The sequence below is a fragment of the Micromonospora aridisoli genome, assembly GCF_056150025.1.
Genome location: NZ_JAXCFK010000002.1, coordinates 475,800 through 496,104, shown reverse-complemented (window position 1 = coordinate 496,104; position 20,305 = coordinate 475,800). Strand labels below are relative to the sequence as shown.

The following is a 20,305-nucleotide window of genomic DNA, read 5'->3' as shown; positions in this document are numbered from 1 at the left end:
CCCTCAGTCCCAGTCCAGGCCGCCGCGCCGCCACTCGTAGGCGTACGCGACGAAGACGGCACCGATGAACACCAACATGGCGACGAACCCGAACACCGGCAGGATGTCGAAGGAGACCGCCCACGGGTACAGGAAGATCATTTCCACGTCGAAGACGATGAAGAGCATCGCCGTCAGGTAGAACTTGACCGGAAACCGGCTTCCACCGATCGGCTGCGGGCTAGGCTCGATCCCACACTCGTAAGCTTCGAGCTTGGCCTTGTTGTAGCGATGGGGGCCGGCGAACCGGGCAGCGGCTATCGAGAACAGCGCGAAACCCGCGGCGAGGGCGAACAGCCCGATGATGGGTACGTAAGGCGAGAGCGACATTTCTTCTCCTGCTCGTCCTTCCCTGCCCTCGGTGGTTGGCGAAATTCACACTATTCACATCCCACCCCGCCACCTTCGGCGGGGGTGGACCTTGCCTGTTCCGCGCCGCTACACCGCGGGCGCGACCCGGGTCATCGCGTTGATGACCCGGTCCATCGCGTCACCGCCGCGCGGGTCGGTGAGGTTGGCCAGCAGCTTGAGCACGAAGCGCATCAGCGTGGGGTGGGGCATGCCGTGCTTCGTCGCCACACGCATGACCTCCGGGCGGCCGATCAGCTTCACGAAGATCCCGCCCAGCCGGTAGTAGCCGCCGAACCGGGTCTTCAACTCCTGCGGGTACGCCAGCAGCGCCCGCTCCCGCTCCGCACCGGCCGGCCGCGCGAGGGCCTGGACCGCGACCTCCGCGGCCAGTTCGCCGGACTCCATCGCGTACGCGATGCCCTCGCCGTTGAACGGGTTGACCATGCCGCCGGAGTCACCGACCAGCATCACGCCCCGCGTGTAGTGCGGTACCCGGTTGAACCCCATCGGCAGGGCCGCGCCCAGGATCGACCCCTCGGCGTTCGCCTCGTCGGTCATGCCCCACTCCGGCGGGGTGTTGGCCAGCCAGTCGGTGAGCAGCCGCCGATAGTTGGTCTTGCCGAAGGCCGAGGACGAGTTGAGGATGCCGAGCCCGACGTTGACCCGGCCGTCACCGAGACCGAAGATCCAGCCGTACCCGGGCAGCAGCTCGTTGGTGCCCTTGGCCCGCAGCTCCAGCCAGGACTCCAGGTAGTCGTCGTCGTGGCGGGCATCGGAGCGGTAGTAACGCCGGACGGCCACGCCGATCGGGCGGTCCTCCCGCTTGGCCAGGCCGAGGGCCAGCGGGAAGCGGCCCGAGACGCCGTCCGCGGCCACCACCAGGGGGGCGTGGAACGTCACGGGCGCCTTGTCCGGGCCGTCCTCGGCCTCCACCCCGGTCACCCGGCCGTCCTCGTTCAGCACCGGGCCGATCACGTTCACACTGGTACGCAGCTTGGCACCGGCGGCCACCGCGCGCTGGGCGAGCAGGTCGTCGAAGTCGAGTCGGGTGCGCACCAGGCCGTAGTTCGGGAAGCTGGCCAGATCCGGCCAGTCCAGCTCCAGCCGGACGCCGCCACCGATCACGCGCAGGCCGCGGTTGTGCAGCCAACCGGCCTCCGGCGAGGTGTCCACGCCCATCCGGATCAGCTGCCGCACCGCGCGCGGGGTCAGCCCGTCGCCGCAGACCTTCTCCCGGGGGAATTCGGTCTTCTCGAGCAGCAGCACGCGCACGCCGTGCCGAGCCAGGTGGTACGCGGTCGCCGAACCACCGGGACCGGCGCCCACGACGATCACGTCGGCGTCGTTCTCCACCGCGGTCATCCGCGCCTCCTCCCCACCATGCTCGTGAAATGCTTCACAAGCCAGCCGGGACGAGTCTATGACCGGCGGCGTACGCTCGCCTTGTTAGGTCGACCTAACCTGCCTGGATGCAAGGAAGGGCCCCCTGTTAACGCCTCAGGTAGAGCAGGGGCCCCTTCTTAACATCCGCCGAACAGCGCTCGCGCTCGGCACTCAACGGCGCACCGGCTCGGCGGCATCGAGGCCCGCGCGGATGGTCTCCGGCAACTGCTCGCGCAACGTACCGCCAGCGGCCCGGTCGAGGGCCGCGAGCACCTCGGTCACCACCTGGCGCACGTCGGCGGGATCCGCTCCGGCCAGGCCCCTGAGCTGTTCGACCAGCTCGGCGGCATCCCCGATGGCCACATTCTTCGGATCCGTCATGTCGGCCAGCCTAAGCGGCAAAGACGACAAAATCGCCACATTCGCCTAAATGGCGACGTTCACGTCCGCACCGCTCGGTGCAGGGCCACCACCCCGCCGGTCAGGTTGCGCCATGCCACCCGGCCCCACCCCGCCGCGGCCACCCGCGCGGCCAGCGCCGGCTGGTCCGGCCAGGCCCGGATCGACTCGGCGAGATACACGTACGCGTCGGGGTTGCTGGAGACCGCGCGGGCCACCGCCGGCAGGGAGCGCATCAGGTACGACAGGTACACGGTGCGGAACGCGGGGTTGACCGGGGTGCTGAACTCACAGATCACCAGCCGGCCGCCCGGACGGGTCACCCGAGCCAGTTCGCGCAGCGCCGCGGCGGTGTCGTTGACGTTGCGCAACGCGAAGGAGATGGTCACCGCGTCGAAGCTGGCGTCCGCGAAGGGCAACCGCAGAGCGTCCCCGGCCAGCAACGGCACATGTGGACGGGTGCGCTTGCCCGCGTACAGCATGCCGAGGGACAGGTCGGCACCGACCGCGTACGCCCCGGAGTGGGCAAGCTCCTCAGTGGAGACGCCGGTTCCCGCCCCCACGTCCAGCACCCGGTCGCCGGGGCGCAGGTCGAGCGCGGACCGGGTGGCCCGTCGCCAGAACCGGTCCTGACCGAAGGACAGGACGGTGTTGGTCAGGTCGTAGCGGGCCGCGACGCCGTCGAACATCGCGGCGACCTCGTGCGGCTGCTTGTCCAGGCTGGCGCGCTGGCCCTGCGGGGTACGGCTCACCCCTCCACTCTGCCAGCCCGGTCTCCGCCGGTCGGGGCAGGGTCGGAGACACAGTGAGGGCGGGATGGTCACCCATCCCGCCCTCACTGCCGTGCGTTATGTGAACGGCCCGCGCGGGCCGATAGAGGACGAGCCTCAGGCGTTCGTCTTCTCGTCACCCGGGGTCACCAGGACCACCCGGCGACGACGGGACACCAGGAACATCGCCACACCGGCGGCCAGCACGCCCGCGCCGATGCCACCGATCAGGCCGGCCTGCACACCGGTGACCGGCAGGCCACCGCCACCGCCACCGCCGCCGGTCGGGGCGGTGACAACGACGGCGAAGTCGTCCTTGTTGTCGGTCGGGTCGAGGTCGGCGAACTCCGGAGCGTCCGGCACCGCGGCGACGAAGGCCGGCCGCTTGGCCTGCGCACTCACCCGGGCACCCGGCTCAAGCGTTCCGAGTGCCTGGATCTCCGCCCAGCCATCCTTGAGGGTGACCGGTGCGTCGAGGTCCGCGTCCACCTCGACCGGCAGCCCCAGGAACTGCGGCTCGTCGGGCTCGATCAGGAACGTCTTGTCCTCGCAGGCACCAGCGCGCGTCGCAGCGTCGAAGTCGCAACCCTCGATCGGCAGCGCGGTCACGCCCGCCGGCAGCTGGTAGGTCAGCTTAAAGCCCTTGGCCGTCCGGTCGCCCTGGTTAAGGACGAGACCAAAGACGAGGGCGGTGTCGCCCGGCCGCAGCGGGCCCTCCTCCTCGTAGGTGTCGAGGTCAATGCGGGTCTTCACGTCGGGTACGACCACGCTCAGGTCGGCGCCGCTCTCCGGGGTCAGCTCAAGGTTGACCTCTTTGCTGTTGTTGCTGTCGTCGGTGTCGTCCGGCGACTCGATGGTGATGGTCACCGGAGCGCTGTACGGCTCAGTGGCGCCCTTGGCGAGGTTGCCGATGAGGAGCATCACCTCGACCGTCTCGCCCGGCCCGGGAACCTCCTCCTCATCGAGTTCGCAGGCGAAGACCTTGGGCGTGGGGGCGGCATCGACGGCCTCGCATCCGCCCCAGGTCAACGGCATGACGGTGAGCTTGGTGTCGTCCACACTGGACGCATCGGTCTTGACAACGACCTTGCTCGGGGTGCCCTCGCCCTGGTTTGAGATCTTGATCCAGGCGATCTTGCCCTCGACGCCGCTGGCAAGGCGGGTGCCGGCGGCGGTGATCGCCAGGTCCGTCTCGGTGCCAGCGGCGTAGGCCGGCGCACCAAGGGCGGTGAAGGTGCCCGAGGCGAGCAGTGCGGCCGCGGCCAGGCTGGCGGCACGGCGGGTTCGGAAGATCATGGGATGGTCTCCCCCGTAGGGTGAATGAAAACGTACGGGCGGGGACGTTAGCGGTCAACGATCACGTGCGCCACCCCGGACCACACCCGTCACAAGCTGCTCAGCTAATGGAGACTTAAAGATTGTCCGGATTGATGGGTCTTGCTGCCTGACCACGCACCACCATCCGGTCGGGGCGGCTCGACGCTTCGAGCCGGATGGATGACGCGTCTCGACCATTCGGACGAGTGGCAGCGCGTCTGGATCATGACTTCCTGTCGGCCGGCCGATCACTCAACGCGACGCCGGGCGAACATCGCCTGCACGTGAACAGCATCCCAATTCGCGGCAAACTGGACGCTCTGCGGGCGTGGATGACCCACTCGCCGCTACGGAGGGTCTCCCGCCGACCGGACACCCCAGGTTACGGCGTCCGGGGACGCGAGGTTCGATCAGCGGGCCTCGACCAGGGGCAGCGACCGGCCGGCGCCGCCGCCGGGAAGGGCGATCGACGAGAAGTGCGAGACCACCCGGTCGTCGCTCGGGTCGTCGTCGGGCGTGTGGTGCACGGCCAGCCGGTTGTAGAGCGTGTCCCGCTGGGCGGGGATCCGGTCGGCCGAGCGGATCATCCCGATCAGCTCGTGCAGGTTGGAACGGTGCCGGGCGCCCGCCGAGGAGATGACGTTCTCCTCCAGCATGATCGAGCCGAGGTCGTCGACACCCATGTGCAGCGCCAGCTGGCCGACGTCCTTACCCGTGGTCAGCCAGGACGCCTGCAGGTGCGGCACGGTCTCGAAGAACAACCGGGCCACCGCCACCAGCCGCAGGTACTCCAGCGTCGTGGCCTGGGTGCGGCCCTTGAGGTGGTTGTTCTCCGGCTGGTACGTCCACGGGATGAAGGCCCGGAAGCCGCGCGTACGGTCCTGCACGTCGCGGATCATCCGCAGGTGCTCGATCCGCTCGGCGGCCGTCTCGCCGGTGCCCATCATCATCGTGGCGGTCGACTCGACGCCCTGCCGGTGCGCCAGCTCCATGACCTCCAGCCAGCGCTCCCCGGACTCCTTCAGCGGCGCGATCGCCTTGCGGGGGCGTTGCGGCAGCATCTCGGCGCCGGCACCGGCGATCGAGTCGAGCCCGGCGGCCTTGATCCGGGCGATCGCCTCGTCCAGGCTCACCCCGGAGACCTTGGCCATGTGCAGGATCTCGCTCGGCCCGATCGAATGGATCGCCAGCTGCGGGTACGCCTTCTTGACCGAGGAGAACAGCTCCTCGTAGTACTCCACGCCGTAGTCGGGGTGGTGACCGCCCTGGAGCATGACCTGGGTGGCACCCAGCTCGACCGCCTCGCCGCAGCGACGCAGGATCTCCTCGGTCGGGTGGGTCCACCCCTCCTTGTGCTTCGGCGCGCGGTAGAAGGCGCAGAACTTGCACGCCGTCACGCAGACGTTGGTGTAGTTGATGTTGCGGTCGATCAGGTAGGTGACGACGTTGTCCGGGTACCGCCGCCGACGCACCGCGTCCGCCGCCTCGCCGAGAGCGTGGAAGGGGGCGTCGGTGTAGAGCCGCAGGGCCTCCTCGGGCGTGATCCGCCCGCCGTCCGCGCCGCGTTGCAGGATGTCGTCGATCTCCCGGTTCACCGTCACGCCCCCGAGCCTACGCCGACCTCCCGCCCAGCTCTCAGGCGCGCGCCCGACCTGTGACCCATCCTTCTCGCCGACGCGGTCCGGTCGCACGGCGTGGCGCGGAGGTACCTCAGGTGGCTCCGCGGTCGTTGAGCCAGGTGACAAGCTCCTCGGTTTCCTGCTCTCGACGGAGCAGCTTGATGACGGCTGCCGAGTCGAGGTAGATCACCAGCGTTCCTCGTCCCGCGACGCGGCGAGCACCGCTGCCACGTCGACCGTGGGGTCGCCGAAGACCGGGGGCAGCGGCAGGGGCCCGGTGGAAGCAGGGGCGGTCGCTCGGCCCTCCGCCACCAACCGCCCCAGCAGGGCGTCACCCGCCACAACCGGAACCAGCCGGGCGATCGGCTCACCCCGGTCGGTCACCTCGACCGTCTCTCCGGCGCGCACCCGTGCCAACACCCCGCTCGTGTGCTGGTTCAGCTCCCGTACCGCGATCTGCTCCACGGAACGAGTGTGGAACGAGATGTTCTACACGTCACGCGTCGTAGTCGATGGAGAGGGTGTCGGTGAGCGGGCTGGACTGGCAGGTCAGCACGTAGCCGGCGGCCACCTCGTCGGGCTCCAGGGCGTAGTTGCGGGCCATCTCGACCTCGCCGGAGACGACCTTCGCCCGGCAGGTCGAGCAGACCCCACCCTTGCAGGCGTACGGCAGCTCGCCGCGAACCTTGAGCGCCGCGTCCAGCACCCGCTCGTCGCGGCGCATGGTGAAGCTCGACGAGCGCCCGTCGAGCATGATCGTCACGTCGGTGCCACCCGACGCGTCATCCGTGCGGCGCATCGGCTCGGGCGGCGCGTCCACGTGGAACAGTTCGGTGTGCACCGCCGACTCGGCCACGCCCCGCTCGGCGAGCACCGCCTTGGCATCCACCACCAGTCCGTACGGGCCGCAGAGGAACCACTCCTCGATCGCGTCACCGGGCACGATGGTGTCCAGCAGGCGACGCAGCCGCTCCGCGTCGATCCGGCCCGACAGCAGCGGCGAGTCGCCCTGCTCACGGGAGAGCACGTGCACCAGGTGCAGCCGGGTCGGGTAGCGGTCCTTCAGGTCGGCCAGTTCCTCGGCGAACATCACGCTGCCGGCCGTGCGATTGCCGTACACCAGGGTGAAGGTGCTGGCCGGTTCGACGGCCAGCGCGGTGGCGACCAGCGACAGCACCGGAGTGATGCCCGAGCCGGCGACCACCGCGCCGTAGCGTCGGACCCGGTCGGGCCGGAACGTCGTGGTGAAGTGCCCCAGCGGCGGCAGCACCTCAACGGTGTCCCCGTGCCGCAGCGCCCCGCAGGCGTAGCTGGAGAAGGCTCCGCCGGGGATCTCCCGCACGCCGATCCGCAACCGGCCGTGCCGCTCCAGCTCCGCCGGGGTCGAGCAGATCGAGTACGAACGGCGCACGTCCGCACCGGCCGCGCCGGCAGCGTCGCGCTCCGCGCCGGTGGCCACGGCCGGCAGGCGTACGGTCAGGTGCTGGCCGGCGCGGAAGGCGAACGTCTCGCGCAGTTCCTCGGGCACGGCGAAGGTGATCGCGACGGCGTCGGAGGTGAGCCGGTCCACGGCGACGACGGGCAGCGGGTGGAACACCGGCCGGCGACGGACCGGGCGGGTGATGGTGACAGTCACAGGGCCTTCACATGGTCGAAGGGTTCGGAGCAGGAGCGGCAGCGCCACAGCGCCTTGCAGGCGGTGGAGCCGAAGCGGCTGAGTTGTTCGGTCTCCGGCGAACCGCAGCGTGGGCAGCGCACCGCCAGGGTGAGCGGCACCACCCCGTCGCGCCGGACCGGGGCGGGTGGAGCGATGCCGGCGGCGGCCAGCTTGGCCCGCCCGGCGTCGCTGATCCAGTCGGTGCTCCAGGCCGGGCTGTGCACCGTACGGATCTCGACCTCCGGGTGACCGGCAGCGGCCAGTGCGCGACGGATGTCGGCGCGGATGACGTCCATCGCGGGGCAGCCGGTGTAGGTGGGGGTGATGGTCACCACCACCCGGCCGCTGGCCGGATCCTCCTGCACCGACCGCAGGATGCCGAGATCGTCGATGGTGACGACCCGGATCTCCGGGTCCACCACCGCCGCCACCGCCTGCCTCGCCCTGCTCATGTGTTCACCAGCGCGCCCCGGGATGGGCGCGGTGCAGCACCTGCATCTCCGCGAGCAGGTACGACAGGTGTTCGGTGTGCACCCCGTCGCGCCCGCCGGTCGGCGTCCAGCCGGACTCCGGCATGGTCAGCGTTGCCTCGGCGAGCACCGCGGTCACCGTGTCGTCGAATTCGGACCGCAGGTTCGCGGGGTCGACCGGTGCGTCCGGCCACGGGGTGAACAACTCGTCGGCGTAGGGCCAGATCTGGTCCACACCGGCCTGCATCCGCCGGTGCGACTCCTCGGTCCCGTCGCCCAGCCGCCGCACCCAGAGCGCGGCGTGGTCCAGGTGGTACGCGGACTCCTTGCGGGCCTTCGCGCCGATGGCGGCCAGCCGCTCGTCCGGACAGTCGGCCAGCGCGGTGTAGAGCGGCACCTGGTACGCCGCCAGGACGAGCAGCTTGGCCATGGTCACCGCGAAATCACCGTTCGGCAGCTCGACCAGCAGGCAGTTGCGGAACTCCCGGTCGTCGCGCAGGTAGGCCAGCGCGTCCTCGTCCCGGCCGGCACCCTCCAGCTCACCCGCGTACGACAGCAGGAGGCGGGCGGCGCCGAGCTGGTCCAGGGCGATGTTGGCCAGCGCGATGTCCTCCTCCATCTCCGGTGCCCGGGTGGTCCACTCGGCCAGCCGCTGCGCCGCGATGAGCGCGTCGTCGCCGAGGGCGAGGGTGAAGGCGAGGGGCTTCTTCACAGGTGGGCCACCCCTTCTGGCACCTCGTAGAAGGTGGGGTGGCGGTACACCTTGTCGGCGGCCGGGTCGAAGAAGGCGTCCTTCTCGTCCGGGCTGGAGGCGGTGATGGCGCTCGCCGGCACCACCCAGATCGACACGCCCTCCTGCCGTCGGGTGTAGAGGTCGCGGGCGTTACGCAGGGCCAGTTCCGCGTCCGGCGCGTGCAGGCTGCCGACGTGGGTGTGCGCCAGCCCGCGCCGGGCCCGGACGAAGACCTCCCAGAGCGGAGTGTGTTGCTGACTCACGCGGCCACCTTCTCCTTCTCCGCCCGCTTGGCGGCGTACGCCTCGGCGGCCTCACGCACCCAGGCGCCCTCGGTGTGGGCGCGGCGCCGGTGCTCCATCCGCTGCCGGTTGCACGGCCCGTTGCCCTTGATCACCCGCATCAGCTCGTCGTAGTCCGGCTGGGTGAAGTCGTACGCCTGGCGCTCGTCGTTCCAGCGCAGGTCGGGATCGGGCAGGGTCAGCCCGAGCACCTCGGCCTGGCCGACGCACATGTCCACGAAACGCTGGCGCAGCTCGTCGTTGGAGAAGCGCTTGATCTTCCAGGCCATCGACTGGGCGGAGTGGGTGGAGTCGCCGTCCGGCGGTCCGAACATGGCCAGCGACGGGTACCACCACCGGTCGACCGCGTCCTGAGCCATCGCCTTCTGGGCCGGGGTGCCGTGTGCCAGGGTGTGCAGGATCTCGTAGCCCTGCCGCTGGTGGAACGACTCCTCCTTGCAGACGCGGATCATCGCGCGGGCGTACGGGCCGTAGGAGCAGCGGCACAGCGGCACCTGGTTGACGATCGCGGCGCCGTCCACGAGCCAGCCGATCGCACCCACGTCGGCCCAGGTCAGGGTGGGGTAGTTGAAGATCGAGCTGTACTTCTGCCGACCGTTGAGCAGCAGGTCGACCAGTTCGTCCCGGCTGACCCCGAGGGTCTCGGCGGCGGCGTAGAGGTACAGGCCGTGCCCGGCCTCGTCCTGCACCTTGGCCAGCAGGATCGCCTTGCGCTTGAGGGACGGGGCGCGGCTGATCCAGTTGCCTTCCGGCTGCATGCCGATGATCTCGGAGTGGGCGTGCTGGGCGATCTGCCGGATCAGCGTCCGCCGATAGGCCTCCGGCATCCAGTCGCGCGGCTCGATCTTCTGGTCGGCTTCGACGACCTCGGCGAAGTAGGCGGCCAGGTCCTCACCAGGCTCGGCGCCACCGCGACCGCGTTCCGCGGCCGCGCGCAGCGCCGCCTCCGCGGCCTCGACCTCGCCGAGCAGGCCGCCGGGCGGGTCCTCGCCCGGGAAGTCATTGCCATACATGCCCTAAGTGTTACAGCTAGCGGTCTAGGACACCAGAGGGTGTCATACACTTCCAGGACTTCCCACAGTCACCGGGCGATCGCCATCGGTACGACCGGTGACTATGAGTTAGGTCACCAAGCCGCGACAAATCCTCGCAACAGATGCATAGCGGTTCGTTATCCCGCCTTCACGGCGAGTTGCCCAGTGTCGAGTCCTGGCATAACGCCGATCCGCACGTAGACTTCCTGCGTCACACCGATCGGCTGACGACGATCGCCGGCTGACAGGGCCACTTCCCCCGGCCCGGGCGATCCGCACCGGTCAGTCCTGGCAACAAGCCGGTCCTCCCGGCCCCGACATCTGGAGCTCACCCGCTCATGCGATCTCGCGTGACCATGGTGCTCGCCGTCACGGCGGTGCTGCTCGGCGGCGTCATGCTGGTGCCGGCCGCATACGCCCGGCTCGCGGCCGGCGAGGAGAACGCCCGCCAGCAGAGCGTCGCCGCGCCCGCCCCCACCCCACCGCCGCCGCCGACCCTGGCCGCCGGCAAGGTGTCGGTGAACTTCAAGGGCGAGTTCTTCTCGTGGGCGCTGCTGGACCGGGAGACCGATGAACTCTCCGGTTCGAAGAACATGGCCGCGACCAGTTCGACCGAGTCGATGATCAAGGCCTGGATCGTCGCCGACTACCTGCGTCAACTCGGCGACAAGGAGCCACCCGCGGCGATGAAGAAGGCGGCCAGCCTGGCCATCCGGGACAGCGACGACGACGCGACCAACCTGGTCTACCGCGCCGCCGGCGGCTCGTACGCGGTGCCGGCCGGTGGCCAGCCGAACCCGGTGATCAAGCGGGCGATCAACACCTGCGACCTCACCGACACCAAGCGCGGCAACGTGAAGGGTTACGAGGGGTACTGGAGCTTCACCCTGATGTCCCCGCGGGACGCCGTCCGACTCGGCGACTGCATCGCCGACGGCCGGGCAGCCGGGCCCAAGTGGACGAAGTGGCTGCTCTCGGAGATGAGCAAGGTTCGCGGCAGCACCGCGGCCAAGGACCAGGGGCCCCGCTCGGGCGGCGGAAAGTGGGGCATCATCGACGGCCTGCCCGAGTCGATCACCAGCCAGGGGCCGGTCGGCATGAAGAACGGTTGGACGGTCCTCAACTACGACGGCAACTGGCACGTCAACTGCCTGGCCGTGACCGAGAAGTGGAGCCTCGCGGTGATGCTGCGTTACCCCCGTGGCAACGGGCTCGACTACGGATCCGACGTCTGCGCCAGCGTCGCCAGCCAGTTGGTGACGCCGCAGCCCGGCGGGGCCCTCAAGGTGCCCCAGCAGCCGGTCGGGAAGCTCTGATGGCCGGCCGCAGCCGCCGCGACCGCAACGGTGAGACATCGCCGCTGCGCCTGATCGCCATCGCGGCCGTGCTGATCGGGCTGGTCCTGGTGTCGCTGCGCCTGCTGCCCGGTTCACCCTTCGAGTCCACCGCCGCCGCCCAGTGGGGCCGGGGCGAGTCGCCGGCGGCCCGGGGCGGCACCCTGACCGACCGCAGCGTACGGCCGTCACCGTCGCCCAGCCCTTCGCCGGAGCCCGAGCCGCTGCCGTTCGAGGCGAAGGAGATCGACCTGGACATCGACGGCTGGTACGCGTGGAGCGTGCTGGACCGCCGGTCGGGCGAGATCATCGGGTCGGACAACATGTCCGAGACCAGCACCACCGCCTCCCTGATCAAGTCCTGGATCGTCGCCGACTACCTGCGCCGCACCGCCGACGCCGGGCAGACGCCGAGCGACGCGAAGCTGGACGATCTGACCCGGATCATCCGGGACAGCGACAACACCCGTACCGAGCAGCTCTACACCCAGATCGGCCGGTCCGCCTCGATCAAGCGGCTGTTGTCCACCTGCAAGCTGACCGACAGCAAGGTGTCCAGCGATCTCGGGTGGAGCCGTACCGAACTCTCCCCCCGCGACACCGCCCGCCTCGGCAACTGCATCGCCGACGGCACCGCCGCCGGCCCGAAGTGGACCAAGTGGCTGCTCAGCGAGATGCGCCAGGTACGCGGTGCCGGCGACTTCGGCATCCGCAAGGCGTTCCCCGCCGCCGAGGCGAAGAAGATCGCCATCAAGAACGGCTGGGTCGACCGCACCCGCGAGCAGGAGATCCACGTCAACTGCCTGGCGATCGGTGACACCTGGACGATGGGCGTGATGCTCCAGTACCCCATCAACAAGGGCTACGAGTACGGCATGGACAACTGCCAGAAGGTCACCGAAGCCCTGCTCACCACTGCCCCCTGATCCGCGCCGCACCCTGACCCGCGCCGATCTTGCAATTTCAGTCGCCGGAACACGGCTTGTCCCCGAAAAGCGGCGACGAAAAGTGCAAGATCGCGGGGAGATTGGGGAGGGCTGGGGTCAGCGGGTGAAGAAGGTGGGGCCGGCGGGGGGCAGCGCGGGGGTTTCGTTGAGGGCCGCCGCTCGGCGGGCGAACTCGCGGATGCCGGCGATCTGACGCTCGCCGAGGGAGAAGTCCAGGGCACGGAAGTACTCCGCGAGGGTGGCCGCGTCGAAGGGCTCCCACCGGGCCGCCGACTCGGCGACCTGGTCCAGCTCGGCCAGGCACAGGTCACGCGAGCGCAGGAACGCGTCGTGCACCTCCTTGACCAGGCCGGGATGGGCCGCGGCGAAGTCGCGGCGGACCGCCCAGACGGCGAAGACCATCGGCAGGCCGGTCCACTCCCGCCACGCCTGACCCAGGTCGGTCACGGTCAGCCCCTGTCGGGGTGCCTCGTACATCGCCCGCAGGGCCACGTCGCCGATGAGCACCGCGGCGTCGGCCTCCAGCAGCATCTGGGTCAGATCGGGCGGGCACCGGTAGTACTCCGGGCGGACCCCGTACCGCTCGCGCAGCAGCAACTGGGCAAGAAGCACCCCGGTCCGCGAGGTGGAGCCCAGCGCGACGCGGGCACCGTCGAGATCGGCCAGCGGCACGGTGCTGACCAGGTTCACCGACAGCACCGGCCCGTCGCTGCCCACCGCCAGGTCGGGCAGGAGCAGCAGCTCGTCGGCGTGTCGCAGGTACTCGACGAAGGTGATCGGCCCGATGTCCAGGTCACCGGCGACGAGCTGGGCGCTGAGCCGGTCCGGTGAGTCCTTGCGCAGGTCGACGTCGAGCAGGGCGCCGGAGCGCATCAGCCCCCAGTAGATGGGCAGGCAGTTGAGGAACTGGATGTGCCCGACGCGGGGGCGGGCGAGGCGCTCGACCATGCCCCGACCGTATCCCCGCCCCCCGTGACCTGCTCAGCCGGACGCCGTCGAAGTGGCCAACCCCGCACCCGCCGGGCTCGACGACGGAATCTGGCGGGCGCGGGCCCGCTCGGCCCGGACCGCCCGGCGGACGGGCACGACGAAGCCGAGCAGCACGAGCAGGCCGGCCGTCCCGCAGGCGACGATCAACGGCCGCGGCTGCGTCACCTCCAGCAGCAGGCCACCGAGCAGGTAGCCGAACATCGCCGCACCCTGCACCGCGGCACCCACGGCGGCGAAGGCCCGCCCGCGCGCGCCCTCCGGCACCCGCCGCGCCAGCACCAGGTTGTGGAACACGTTGTCGCCGCCGTTGCAGATGCCGCCGACGAGCCAGATCGGCACCAGCAGCATCGCTGCGGGGACCGTCACCGACACCAGCACCATCAGGCAGCACCCACCGAGCAGGAGCAGGCCGCCCTGGATCAGTGCGGCGTCGTCGGCGAACCGCCGAGCCAGCCGGGCGAAGATCCAGGCACCACAGAGCACGCCGAGCGTCCACGCCCCGGTCACCAGGCCGTAGGCGGTGGCCGAGGCACCGAGGGTCTCGCGTACGTAGAAGACCTCGATGACGTTGATCGCGCCGATGGCCGCGATCACCCCGGCCAGGGTCGCCACCATCGCCACCAGCAACGGGTCCCGTCGGAGCCGCCAGCTCCGCGCCTTCGCGACGTCGTCCTCCGCCGTCGTGGCGGGCACCGCGTCCACCGGCGCGGCACCGCCGGTCACCGCCGCGCGTCGCCGACCGCCCCGGCGGGTACGCACCAGCAGGCCGGCGACGACGAGCGCCAGGTAGCCGACCGCGGCGATCAACAGAGGTACCCGGGCGCCGAAGCCGCCGACCAGGAACCCGGCCATGGCCGGCCCGGTCAGCACCCCCAGCATGCCGGCGGTCTGGTTGAGCGCCGTGGCCCTGGGCAGGTCCACCGCGCGCACCATGGCGGGCACCAGGGCGGCGAGCACGGGCTGGGCGACGGCCAGCCCGGAGGCGAGCAGCGCGACCAGGCCCACGACCAGCAGCGGGTCTCCGGCGTACGCCAGCGCGAGGCAGATCACCGACTGGGCCAGCCCGGCACCGACCAGCAGCGTCCGGCTGTCCACCCGATCGGCGAGCCGCCCGGTCAGCGGAGCCAGCACCACGAGCGGCAGGGCCGCCGCCAGCAGCAGACCGGCGACGGCACGGCCACCGGCCCCGCTGCTCTGGAGGGTCAACGTCAACGTGGTGGCCGCGAGGAACTGCCCGCAGGTGGCGAGGCCACGGGCGGAGGTGGCCAGGGCGACGTCGGTCCACCGTGACTCCCCCGATGTGAAAGACATGCTTCGAAAGTAATGCTTCACATCTTGTCGGTGCAAGCGCGTCAGGCCAGCGGCAGCGCCCGGTACTGGACGGCCACCCGGCGCGCGCCCGGCGGCGGATCGGTCCGGGTGCGTTTCCGGTACGGCTTGAGCAGGGCGGTCACGGCCTCGTTCAACTCCGCCAACTCCTCGGCGGTGAGCAGCAGCAACGACTCGCTGATCATCGCGCTGCGGTACCACTCCTCGGACTCGTCCGGTGCCCGGCGCAGCCAGTCCCGGCTGCGCTCCAACTCCCGGGCCAGGAACACCTCGACCAGGGTCTGCTCGGCGTCGCGTACCGACGGGTCGGCGTCCCGGCCGGCGTCGATGGTCCATTGCTGGATCGCGGCACGCCACAGCCGTTCACGGGCGTCCCCTCGGCTCGGCGCCTGCTCCACCAGCCCGAACCTGGCCAGTGCCCGCAGGTGGTAACTGGTCGCGCTCGGCGACAGGCCGACCACCTCGGCGCACTCGGTGGCGGTCACCGCGCCCTCGGTCGTCGCCAGGTGTTCCATGATCGCGAGCCGGGCCGGGTGGGCGAGCGCCCGCAGCGTCTGCGGGTCGCTGATCGTCACCCGGGGCGGCTCGGGGTGCGCCTGCGTCATGCCCCCATGATCCCCGGCCGGGCGGAAAACCGGTTGTCCACGGCACGCCCGGGAGTAGGCTGTTCGTTCCGCCCGACGGCCGCGGTGAGTAGCACCGCAGCGGACGTCCCCGCGCCGACCCACGAGTCGGAAACGCGAGCGGCAGCCTTCTTCCCGTTTCGAGGAGTACGTGGATGAGCCTGCACGCCCAGAGGGGTTCCCTGGAGGACGAACTGGCCGCGGAACGGGCGCACCTGTCCCGGTCCCGCGAGGCCCTGCACCGGATGCGGGAACGCGCCGAAGCGCTCTTCGCCACCGGCGACAAGGTGGCCGGGGACGCCTACACCGCCGAACAGCTCGGCCGGCACCTCGCCCGGCGGGTCGCCGAGCTGGCCGACGACCCCCGCACCCCACTCTTCTTCGGCCGGCTCGACTTCGGCGACGCGGAGGCCGACCACGCCGGTCGGCGCTACCACGTCGGTCGCCGGCACGTCACCGACGAGCAGGGCGAACCGCTGGTGCTGGACTGGCGGGCGCCGGTCTCCCGCGCGTTCTACCGGGCCAGCGCCCGGGACCCGCAGGGTCTCGCCGTGCGCCGCCGCTTCGGGTTCGGCGACGGGGTGCTGACCAGCTTCGAGGACGAGCATCTGGACCGGGGCGAGGAACTCGGCACGGCCAGCCGGATCCTCACCGCCGAGATCGAGCGGCCCCGGGTCGGACCGATGCGCGACATCGTCGCCACCATCCAGCCCGAGCAGGACGAACTCGTCCGAGCCGACCTGGCCGACTCGATCTGTGTGCAGGGCGCACCGGGCACCGGGAAGACCGCCGTGGGGCTGCACCGCGCGGCGTACCTGCTCTATCTGCACCGCGAGCGGTTGCGGCGGTCGAAGGTGCTGGTGGTGGGTCCGAACCGGGCCTTCCTCGGCTACATCGCGGCGGTGCTGCCCGCGCTGGGCGAGGTGGAGGTGGAGCAGGCCACCGTGGAGGATCTGGTCGACCGGGTGTCGGTGCGGGCGGTGGACCCCCCGGTCGTGGCCACGCTCAAGCACGACGCCCGGATGGCCGAGGTGCTGCGCCGGGCGGTCGACGCGTACGTCGGCGAGCCGGTGGAGCCGATGGTCGTCTCCGACGGCTCGCTCCGCTGGCGGATCGGGTTGGAGCCGCTGCACCGGCTGGTCCACGAGACCCGGGCGGAGCGTCCCCCGTACACCGTGGGACGGGAGCGGATCCGCGCCCGGGTGGTCGGGTTGCTGCAACGGCAGGCCGAGGCGCGGCGGGCGGAGTCGCCGAGCGACGCGTGGCTGCGCCGGATGAGTCGCTCGAAACCGGTCACCGCGTTCCTGGACGCGGTCTGGCCGGCGCTCACCCCGGAGGGCCTGCTGCATGCGTTGTACACGGATCCGGACCGGCTCGCCGCCGCCGCCCACGGACTGCTCGATCCGGCCGAGCAGGCCCTGCTCGGCCGGGTCGGCACCGGCCTGGGGCGTACGCCCAGGGCGACCCGATGGACGGCGGCGGACGCCGTCCTGATCGACGAGGCGGCCGGCCTGCTCGAACGGTCGACGGGCTACGGCCACGTCGTGGTGGACGAGGCCCAGGATCTCTCCCCGATGCAGTGCCGGGTCGTCGCCCGGCGCAGCGAGCACGGCTCGCTCACCCTCCTCGGCGATCTGGCGCAGGCCACCGCGCCGTGGGCGGCCACCGACTGGCGGGAGACCCTGCGTCACCTGGGCAAGCCGGAGGCGACCGTGGTGCCACTGACCATCGGCTTCCGGGTGCCCGCCGCCGTGCTCGCCTTCGCGAACCGGCTGCTTCCGGCGTTGGCCGTCGACGTGCCGCCGGCCGAGTCGCTGCGCGGCGACGGCGCGCTCGAGGTGCGTACCGTGACCGATCTTTCCGGGGAGACGGTGGCCGAGGTACGGGCGGCGCTCGCGCACGAGGGGTCGATCGGCGTCATCGCCGCCGACGACGCGGTGGACCGGCTGCGCACGGCGCTGGCCGAGGCGGGGATCGAGACGGTGACCGCCGACGAGCCGACCGGCGGCGCGCGGGTCACGGTGATGCCCGCGACCCTGGTCAAGGGCCTGGAGTACGACCACGTCATCGCCGTCGAGCCGGCCGCCATCGTGGCGGCCGAGCCACGCGGCCTGCACCGGCTGTACGTGGTGCTCACCCGGGCGGTGTCCCGGCTGTCCGTGCTGCACGCCGAGCCGCTGCCCGCGCCGCTGCGCTGAGGCCTCCGCCGGCACGGCCGGGGGGTCGCCGGTTCAGTTGACGTTCGGCCCGTTTCCGCCCCGGACGACGGCGGACCGGTGCCACCATGCCGGGGAGGGTGGCCCGCCGGTGGTCCCCCGGGGGTGAGAGGGGTGGCCGTGGTCAGCGTCGCACCGGGTACCCCCTGCTGGGCCGACCTGGCGACACCGGGACTCGACGCGGCCCGGCGGTTCTACCCGGAGCTGTTCGGCTGGACCGGCCGGGTGGACCCCGAGCCGGAGACGGGCGGGTACACGGTCTTCCTGCTGGGCGGACGGGCGGTGGCTGGAGCAGGTCCACCGGCGGTGCCGGACCAGGTGCCGATCTGGTCGACGTACGTCGCCACCGACGACGCCGACCTGGTCGCCGGCCGGGTGGAGCGGGCCGGCGGGCAGGTGGTGGTGCCGCCGTTCGAGGTCTTCGACCGGGGTCGGATGGCGGTCTTCACGGATCCGGCCGGGGCCGCCTTCAGTGTCTGGCAGCCGATGACCTTCGCCGGTGCCGAGGTGTTCGACGTCCCCGGCGCGATGAGCTGGACCGAACTGGTCACTCCCGACCCGGACGGGGCGAAGGTCTTCTACGAACTGGTCTTCGGGTGGCAGCCGGAGGAGGAGCCGATGGGCCAGGCCGCCTACACCGGTTGGCGCCTGGGTGACCGGGTGGTGGCGGGCATGATGCCACCGCTGGGTACCGAGTTTCCGGACGACTCACCGGCCTACTGGACGGTCTACTTCTCCGTCGCCGACGCGGATGCCACCGCGGCGCACGCCGCCGAACTGGGCGGCACGATCCTGGTCCCGCCACGCGACATTCCCGCCGGCCGGATCACCGCCCTGCGCGACCCGCACGGTGCCCTCTTCTCCCTCATCGCCCTCACCCCCTAGCGGGACGCGTGGGCAGGACCAGCGGGCCGTGCGGGCCGGGGATGACCGTCACGTGGGCGCGGTAGTGGCGGGAGAGCAGGTCCTCGGTGAGGACCTGCTCTGGTGGGCCGGTGGCGACCACCCGACCGTCGGCCAGCAGCACCATGCGGTCGGCGTACTCGCCGGCGATGGAGAGGTCGTGCATGGTGGCCAGCACCGTAAGGCCGTGCGTGCGGCGTAGCTGGTCGACCAGTTCGAGAACCTCCTGCTGGTGACCGATGTCGAGAGCGCTGGTGGGCTCGTCGAGCAGCAGCAGGGTGGCGCCCTGGGCCAGCGCCCGGGCCAGGAAGACCCGCTGCCGTTCCCCGCCGGAGAGGGTGGCCAGTTCCCGGGCGTGGAAGCCGGCGAGATCCAGTCGGTCGAGCACCTCGTGCACCACGGCGAGGTCGGCGGCCGACTCCCGACCCAGCGGAGGGATGTACGGGGTGCGGCCCAGCAGCACGTAGTCCAGCACCGCCATGCCGGGCGGCACGACGGGTGACTGGGCGACCGTGGCCACGACCCGGGCCCGTTCCCGGCGGCGCAGCCCGTTGAGCGGCGTACCGAAGAGCCGGACGGCGTCGGGCGCGGGGAGCAGGCCGCCGACGGCGCGCAGCAGCGTCGACTTGCCGGCACCGTTGGGACCGATCACCGTGACCCACTCGCCGGTGCTGACGGTCAGGTCGACGCCGTCGAGGATCGACGCACCGTCCAGGCTGATCCGTAGCTTCCGGACCTCGACGGCGGGTGCGGACGGGGTCATGTGAGCACCCGCCGGACGGAGCGCAGCACCACCACGAAGAACGGGCCGCCCAGCAGGGCGGTGACCACCCCGATCGGTATCTCCTGCGGCGCGGCGGCGGTCCGCGCCACCACGTCGGTCAGGGCCAGAAAGGCGCCGCCGAACAGCAGCGACAGCGGCAGGATCACCCGGTAGCTCGATCCGGCGAGCATCCGGACGGTGTGCGGCACGATGATGCCGACGAACCCGATCAGGCCGGAGGCGGAGACCGCGGCGGCAGTACCGAGCGAGGCGGCGGCGATCAGCAGGTACCGGGACCGCTGCGGGTGCAGGCCGAGGCTGGCCGCCTCGTCGTCACCGACCGAGAGCACGTCCAGCTCCCGCCGGTGCAGCAGGATGATCACACTGGTCAGCAGGAAGTACGGCAGGACCAGACGGACGTCCTGCCAACCGGCGGTGGCCAGTCGCCCGAGCAGCCAGGAGTACACCTGCTGGATGCTCTCCGCGTGCCGTTGGAGCAGGTACGTCTGCCCGGCACTGAGGAACGCGGAGACGGCCACCCCGGCGAGGATGAGCGTGGCGGGTGATCGGCTGCGCCCACCGGCGGAGCCGAGCAGGTAGGTCATCGCCACCGCGCCGAGCGAACCGACGAAGGCCGCCAGCGGGATGGTGACGGGCAGCCCGGTGAGTGCACCGCCGGCCCCCACGCCCAGGGTCAGCACCACGGTGACCGCCAGCCCGGCCCCGGCCGCGACGCCGAGCAGGTACGGGTCGGCCAACGGGTTGCGGAACACCCCCTGGTAGGCGCCGCCGGCCAGCGCGAGCAGCCCGCCGACCAGCAGACCCAGCACCACCCGGGGCAGCCGCAGCTCGGTGACGATGGCGATCTCCCGCTCGGTCAGCCCGCTCTCCAGGTGCACCCCGGGCAGCAGGTTGAGCAGTTCGATCGCGACACTGCCGGGCGGCAGGCTGACCGGGCCGAGCGAGACCCCCGCCACCAGCGCGACGAGTACGGCGAGTACGCCGGCCGCGAGCCAGCGCCGCCGCAGGCCCGCCGGCCGGGACGCAACCGCCGCCCCGGCCGGGGTGAAGGAAGGGCCCCTTCTTAACGCCTGGTGCATAGGAAGGGTCCCCTGTTAACGCCTGA

The 20,305-nt window shown here is 71.2% G+C and carries 21 protein-coding genes; 4 read left to right on the top strand and 17 right to left on the bottom strand.

Annotated elements, in window-relative coordinates; all coding sequences use genetic code 11:
• Positions 1–3: 3 nt before the first annotated feature.
• The 12 genes from SM447_RS05830 to paaA all read right to left on the bottom strand — a co-directional run bounded on the left by SM447_RS05830 (position 4) and on the right by paaA (position 10,053).
• A complete protein-coding gene (locus tag SM447_RS05830; protein WP_093404019.1) occupies positions 4–369 on the bottom strand; it encodes an NADH-quinone oxidoreductase subunit A in 366 nt (121 codons plus the stop codon).
• A 108-nt stretch (positions 370–477) separates the two neighbouring features.
• Positions 478–1,752, bottom strand: coding sequence for a geranylgeranyl reductase family protein (locus tag SM447_RS05825; protein WP_474571673.1), 1,275 nt, complete (start codon positions 1,750–1,752; stop codon positions 478–480).
• 192 nt (positions 1,753–1,944) lie between these two features.
• Entirely contained in the window at positions 1,945–2,154 is a 210-nt protein-coding gene (locus tag SM447_RS05820) for a hypothetical protein (RefSeq protein WP_474571672.1), read from the bottom strand.
• A gap of 59 nt (positions 2,155–2,213) precedes the next feature.
• Positions 2,214–2,924, bottom strand: a complete 711-nt coding sequence (locus SM447_RS05815; RefSeq protein WP_474571671.1) for a demethylmenaquinone methyltransferase — start codon at positions 2,922–2,924, stop codon at positions 2,214–2,216.
• Between the two features lie 135 nt (positions 2,925–3,059).
• Positions 3,060–4,238, bottom strand: a complete 1,179-nt coding sequence (locus SM447_RS05810) for a COG1361 family protein (RefSeq protein ID WP_474571670.1) — start codon at positions 4,236–4,238, stop codon at positions 3,060–3,062.
• 431 nt (positions 4,239–4,669) lie between these two features.
• Positions 4,670–5,860 (bottom strand): cyclic dehypoxanthinyl futalosine synthase, encoded by a 1,191-nt coding sequence (gene mqnC / locus SM447_RS05805; protein WP_474571669.1) that lies wholly within the window; start codon positions 5,858–5,860, stop codon positions 4,670–4,672.
• A gap of 204 nt (positions 5,861–6,064) precedes the next feature.
• Positions 6,065–6,343, bottom strand: coding sequence for a type II toxin-antitoxin system Phd/YefM family antitoxin (locus SM447_RS05800; RefSeq protein ID WP_474571668.1), 279 nt, complete (start codon positions 6,341–6,343; stop codon positions 6,065–6,067).
• Between the two features lie 31 nt (positions 6,344–6,374).
• Positions 6,375–7,514: a 1,2-phenylacetyl-CoA epoxidase subunit PaaE gene (paaE, locus tag SM447_RS05795; RefSeq protein WP_474571667.1), complete on the bottom strand. Its 1,140-nt coding sequence runs from the start codon at positions 7,512–7,514 to the stop codon at positions 6,375–6,377.
• Positions 7,511–7,987: a 1,2-phenylacetyl-CoA epoxidase subunit PaaD gene (gene paaD / locus SM447_RS05790; RefSeq protein WP_474571666.1), complete on the bottom strand. Its 477-nt coding sequence runs from the start codon at positions 7,985–7,987 to the stop codon at positions 7,511–7,513. Before paaD ends, paaE begins: the two co-directional genes overlap by 4 nt.
• Before the next feature lie 4 nt (positions 7,988–7,991).
• Positions 7,992–8,717 carry a 1,2-phenylacetyl-CoA epoxidase subunit PaaC gene (gene paaC / locus SM447_RS05785; RefSeq protein WP_474571665.1) on the bottom strand — a complete coding sequence of 242 codons (726 nt, stop codon included), beginning with the start codon at positions 8,715–8,717 and terminating at the stop codon, positions 7,992–7,994.
• On the bottom strand, positions 8,714–9,001 hold the full coding sequence (gene paaB, locus SM447_RS05780) for a 1,2-phenylacetyl-CoA epoxidase subunit PaaB (RefSeq protein ID WP_357581090.1): 288 nt from the start codon (positions 8,999–9,001) through the stop codon (positions 8,714–8,716). Before paaB ends, paaC begins: the two co-directional genes overlap by 4 nt.
• Positions 8,998–10,053 (bottom strand): 1,2-phenylacetyl-CoA epoxidase subunit PaaA, encoded by a 1,056-nt coding sequence (paaA, locus tag SM447_RS05775; RefSeq protein WP_474571664.1) that lies wholly within the window; start codon positions 10,051–10,053, stop codon positions 8,998–9,000. Before paaA ends, paaB begins: the two co-directional genes overlap by 4 nt.
• Before the next feature lie 359 nt (positions 10,054–10,412).
• Here paaA and SM447_RS05770 point away from each other — a divergent pair, with 359 nt between their 5' ends.
• Together SM447_RS05770 and SM447_RS05765 are read left to right on the top strand one after the other, a co-directional pair.
• Positions 10,413–11,390, top strand: coding sequence for a hypothetical protein (locus tag SM447_RS05770; RefSeq protein WP_474571663.1), 978 nt, complete (start codon positions 10,413–10,415; stop codon positions 11,388–11,390).
• The gene (locus tag SM447_RS05765; RefSeq protein ID WP_474571662.1) at positions 11,390–12,334 is read left to right on the top strand and encodes a serine hydrolase; all 945 of its coding nucleotides are present in this window, start codon (positions 11,390–11,392) and stop codon (positions 12,332–12,334) included. The genes SM447_RS05770 and SM447_RS05765 overlap by 1 nt, the downstream gene beginning before the upstream one ends.
• A 117-nt stretch (positions 12,335–12,451) precedes the next feature.
• Here SM447_RS05765 and SM447_RS05760 read toward each other — a convergent pair whose 3' ends face one another.
• The 3 genes from SM447_RS05760 to SM447_RS05750 are packed head-to-tail and all read right to left on the bottom strand — an operon-like array spanning position 12,452 to position 15,279.
• Complete coding sequence (locus SM447_RS05760) at positions 12,452–13,303, bottom strand: menaquinone biosynthetic enzyme MqnA/MqnD family protein (RefSeq protein WP_474571661.1); 852 nt, start codon at positions 13,301–13,303, stop codon at positions 12,452–12,454.
• A 33-nt stretch (positions 13,304–13,336) separates the two neighbouring features.
• Positions 13,337–14,656, bottom strand: a complete 1,320-nt coding sequence (locus tag SM447_RS05755) for an MFS transporter (RefSeq protein WP_474571660.1) — start codon at positions 14,654–14,656, stop codon at positions 13,337–13,339.
• Between the two features lie 41 nt (positions 14,657–14,697).
• Entirely contained in the window at positions 14,698–15,279 is a 582-nt protein-coding gene (locus tag SM447_RS05750; protein ID WP_474571659.1) for an ArsR/SmtB family transcription factor, read from the bottom strand.
• Between the two features lie 173 nt (positions 15,280–15,452).
• Between SM447_RS05750 and SM447_RS05745 the strand changes: the two genes are divergently transcribed.
• Complete coding sequence (locus SM447_RS05745; RefSeq protein WP_474571658.1) at positions 15,453–17,495, top strand: HelD family protein; 2,043 nt, start codon at positions 15,453–15,455, stop codon at positions 17,493–17,495.
• A gap of 138 nt (positions 17,496–17,633) precedes the next feature.
• Positions 17,634–18,398, top strand: coding sequence for a VOC family protein (locus tag SM447_RS05740; RefSeq protein ID WP_474571897.1), 765 nt, complete (start codon positions 17,634–17,636; stop codon positions 18,396–18,398).
• Here the strand turns inward: SM447_RS05740 and SM447_RS05735 are convergent.
• Together SM447_RS05735 and SM447_RS05730 are read right to left on the bottom strand one after the other, a co-directional pair.
• A complete protein-coding gene (locus SM447_RS05735) occupies positions 18,388–19,179 on the bottom strand; it encodes an ABC transporter ATP-binding protein (protein ID WP_474571657.1) in 792 nt (263 codons plus the stop codon). The two genes, SM447_RS05740 and SM447_RS05735, sit on opposite strands and share 11 nt — an antisense overlap.
• Entirely contained in the window at positions 19,176–20,279 is a 1,104-nt protein-coding gene (locus SM447_RS05730; protein ID WP_474571656.1) for a FecCD family ABC transporter permease, read from the bottom strand. Before SM447_RS05730 ends, SM447_RS05735 begins: the two co-directional genes overlap by 4 nt.
• Positions 20,280–20,305: the final 26 nt, after the last annotated feature.

What these genes read in the sequence shown, in the direction of transcription:
- SM447_RS05830 (WP_093404019.1), bottom strand. Translation starts at nt 369, where the DNA reads ATGTCGCTCTCGCCTTACGTACCCATCATCGGGCTGTTCGCCCTCGCC.
- SM447_RS05825 (WP_474571673.1), bottom strand. Translation starts at nt 1,752, where the DNA reads ATGACCGCGGTGGAGAACGACGCCGACGTGATCGTCGTGGGCGCCGGT.
- SM447_RS05820 (WP_474571672.1), bottom strand. Translation starts at nt 2,154, where the DNA reads ATGACGGATCCGAAGAATGTGGCCATCGGGGATGCCGCCGAGCTGGTC.
- SM447_RS05810 (WP_474571670.1), bottom strand. Translation starts at nt 4,238, where the DNA reads ATGATCTTCCGAACCCGCCGTGCCGCCAGCCTGGCCGCGGCCGCACTG.
- paaD (WP_474571666.1), bottom strand. Translation starts at nt 7,987, where the DNA reads ATGAGCAGGGCGAGGCAGGCGGTGGCGGCGGTGGTGGACCCGGAGATC.
- paaA (WP_474571664.1), bottom strand. Translation starts at nt 10,053, where the DNA reads ATGTATGGCAATGACTTCCCGGGCGAGGACCCGCCCGGCGGCCTGCTC.
- SM447_RS05770 (WP_474571663.1), top strand. Translation starts at nt 10,413, where the DNA reads ATGCGATCTCGCGTGACCATGGTGCTCGCCGTCACGGCGGTGCTGCTC.
- SM447_RS05765 (WP_474571662.1), top strand. Translation starts at nt 11,390, where the DNA reads ATGGCCGGCCGCAGCCGCCGCGACCGCAACGGTGAGACATCGCCGCTG.
- SM447_RS05760 (WP_474571661.1), bottom strand. Translation starts at nt 13,303, where the DNA reads ATGGTCGAGCGCCTCGCCCGCCCCCGCGTCGGGCACATCCAGTTCCTC.
- SM447_RS05755 (WP_474571660.1), bottom strand. Translation starts at nt 14,656, where the DNA reads ATGTCTTTCACATCGGGGGAGTCACGGTGGACCGACGTCGCCCTGGCC.
- SM447_RS05750 (WP_474571659.1), bottom strand. Translation starts at nt 15,279, where the DNA reads ATGACGCAGGCGCACCCCGAGCCGCCCCGGGTGACGATCAGCGACCCG.
- SM447_RS05745 (WP_474571658.1), top strand. Translation starts at nt 15,453, where the DNA reads ATGAGCCTGCACGCCCAGAGGGGTTCCCTGGAGGACGAACTGGCCGCG.
- SM447_RS05735 (WP_474571657.1), bottom strand. Translation starts at nt 19,179, where the DNA reads ATGACCCCGTCCGCACCCGCCGTCGAGGTCCGGAAGCTACGGATCAGC.
- SM447_RS05730 (WP_474571656.1), bottom strand. Translation starts at nt 20,279, where the DNA reads ATGCACCAGGCGTTAAGAAGGGGCCCTTCCTTCACCCCGGCCGGGGCG.